The organism is Phyllobacterium sophorae, assembly GCF_003010965.1.
In the GTDB taxonomy this organism is placed as follows: Bacteria; Pseudomonadota; Alphaproteobacteria; order Rhizobiales; family Rhizobiaceae; genus Phyllobacterium; species Phyllobacterium sophorae.
In genome coordinates this window covers 1-2,335 of record NZ_PGGM01000038.1, presented here as the reverse complement: position 1 = coordinate 2,335, position 2,335 = coordinate 1, and the positions used below count along the sequence as shown (strand labels likewise).

3 protein-coding genes are annotated in these 2,335 nt (G+C 62.2%); all 3 read right to left on the bottom strand.

Annotated features, from left to right (window positions below; all coding sequences use genetic code 11):
• On the bottom strand, positions 1–772 hold a 772-nt coding region (ehuA, locus tag CU103_RS30915; protein WP_106667829.1), incomplete at its 3' end, for an ectoine/hydroxyectoine ABC transporter ATP-binding protein EhuA.
• A gap of 106 nt (positions 773–878) precedes the next feature.
• Entirely contained in the window at positions 879–1,547 is a 669-nt protein-coding gene (ehuD, locus tag CU103_RS30910; RefSeq protein WP_106667828.1) for an ectoine/hydroxyectoine ABC transporter permease subunit EhuD, read from the bottom strand.
• Positions 1,544–2,215 (bottom strand): ectoine/hydroxyectoine ABC transporter permease subunit EhuC, encoded by a 672-nt coding sequence (ehuC, locus tag CU103_RS30905; protein ID WP_106667827.1) that lies wholly within the window; start codon positions 2,213–2,215, stop codon positions 1,544–1,546. Before ehuC ends, ehuD begins: the two co-directional genes overlap by 4 nt.
• Positions 2,216–2,335 lie beyond the last annotated feature (120 nt).

Sequence of the window (2,335 nt, the reverse complement as noted above, 5' to 3'; positions counted from 1 at the left end):
TCGCCTCGAGCACGGCACTGAGGAACTGTCGCGTTCGCTCGTTCTGCGGATTGCCGAAGAACTGGTCGGGCGGGCCCTGTTCGGCGATTTTGCCGTCGTAAAAGAAGCAGACGCGGTCGGAGAATTCCTTGGCGAAGCCCATCTGGTGCGTGACCATCAGCATGGTGAGGTCATGCTCGGCGCCGAGCTGGCGGATGACGTTGAGCACCTCGCCAACGAGCTCCGGGTCGAGCGCCGAGGTCACCTCGTCGAACAGCATCACCTTGGGGCGCATGGCGAGCGCGCGGGCGATGGCCACGCGCTGCTTCTGACCGCCGGAAAGCTGGATCGGGAAATGGTTCTTTTTGTCGCGCAAGCCCACCATGTCGAGCAGTTCAGCGGCGCGGGCTTCCGCCTCCTGCCTGGAAAGCCCCAGGACTGAAACTGGCGCTTCCATGCAGTTCTGCAGCGCCGTCATGTGCGGGAACAGGTTGAAGTGCTGGAACACCATGCCGATCTTGCCGCGCACGCGCCGCAGATGGCGCTCGCTCGCTGGCACCATCTGGCCGTTCTTCTGCATGTGCGTGAGCGGTTCCCCGTCCACCCAAATCACCCCGCCGTTGATGCGTTCCAGCGTCATCAGCATGCGCAGCACGGTGGTCTTGCCGGAGCCCGAGGGGCCGATGATGGCCACCTTCTCGTTGCGCGCGATGTCGAGATTGAGATCATCCAGCACGGTCAACGCGCCGTAGCGCTTGGTGACGTTTTCAAAGCGGATCATGGGTTCGTTCATGACTTTCTTGTTGCACGCGATGTCGGGATTGTCCAACACCGGCAGCGCGCCGTAGGGTTTTGCAATGTTTTCTAAGCGGACGATGGGTTCGTTCATGACGGACCTCCTACTGCAGGTGGTAGCGGCGGTTGAGCCATAGGCTCACCGACTGCACGATTGCCGACGCGACCAGGCTGAACACGAGATAGAAAAAGCCGGCCATGGTGATTACCTCTATAAAGCGGTAGTTGGCGGCGCCGAAATTCCTGGCCTGTTGAAGCATTTCCAGGATGGCGATTGCCGCCAGGATCGAAGTGTCCTTGAACATGCTGATCAAATAATTGCCCAGCCCGGGTACGATCGGCGGGATGGCTTGCGGCAGAATGATGGTGCGCCAGGTGCGCGCCCGCGACAGGTTGAGCGCTGTGCAGGCCTCCCACTGGCCGCCCTCCACATTCTCGATGCCCCCGCGGTAGACCTCAGAGCAGTAGGCTGCGTAGTGGATGCCGAGCATGCCGATGCCCGCTGTCCAGGCAGGAATGACGATGCCGACCTGTGGGCCGACGAAATAGACGAAGAAGACCTGCAGCAGCAGTGGCGTCGAGCGGATTAACTCCACGATCTCCGCCATGGCTGTGGACACGTAGCGGTTTGGCGACTGGCGGATCAGCGCGAAGATCAGACCCAGCACCAGCGCGATCGCAAAGCCGAACAGCGTGGCCTGAACCGTGACGATCGCGCCGCGATAGAGATACGGCAACGCCTCCCAGACGTAGGACCAGTCCCAAATGCTCATGCCAGCGCCTCCCGCACAAAGCCACTCGAGAGGCGGCGCTCCAGCCAGCGAACGAAGGGCGTGATGAGGGCGCGCGCGATGACGTAGTAGCCAAACAGCGCCGCCGCGAAGAACAGCAGGTAGTTGCCGGTGGCATCGGCCGCCAGCTTGGAGGCGGTGGTGAACTCGGTGATGGTGATGAAGAAGACGAGCGAGGTACCCTTAAGCAGCTCGATCAGCATGTTACCCCAGACCGGCAGCATGGCGCGGATCGCCTGCGGCAGGACGATACGCTGCATCATAGTGAGCCGTGGGAAGTTGAGCGCAATGCTCGCTTCATACTGACCGCGGTCGACGTCCTGGATGGCGGCGCGGACGTACTCGGCGCCATAGCCGGAGGCATTCATGCCGATACCCAAGATTGCGACAGTCCACGGCGACAGGAAAACACCGAAGATCGGCAGCACAAAGAACCACCAGTAGACCTGCACCAGCATCGAAGTTCCGCGGAATAATTCGATATAGGCCACGGCGAACCAGCGCAGCGGCCGGCGGGGCGAGAGCCGGATCAGGCCGACGATCAGCGACAGGACGGTCGCCACCACAGACGCCCCGAGGGTAAGGAAAAGGGTGATCATCATGCCCTTGGCGAGCGCCGCCAGGCTGGAGCCGAGCGCTAATTCATTCATTGTTCTTTCTCCCCCGCGGGCGCTCCCCGGCCAAAGCCGGGAAGCGGGGCGGCGCATGGGTGGCAATTCGGGCCTGCCTCAGCCCTTGCAAGCCTCGGCGGTCGTGGTGCCGTCCGGCAG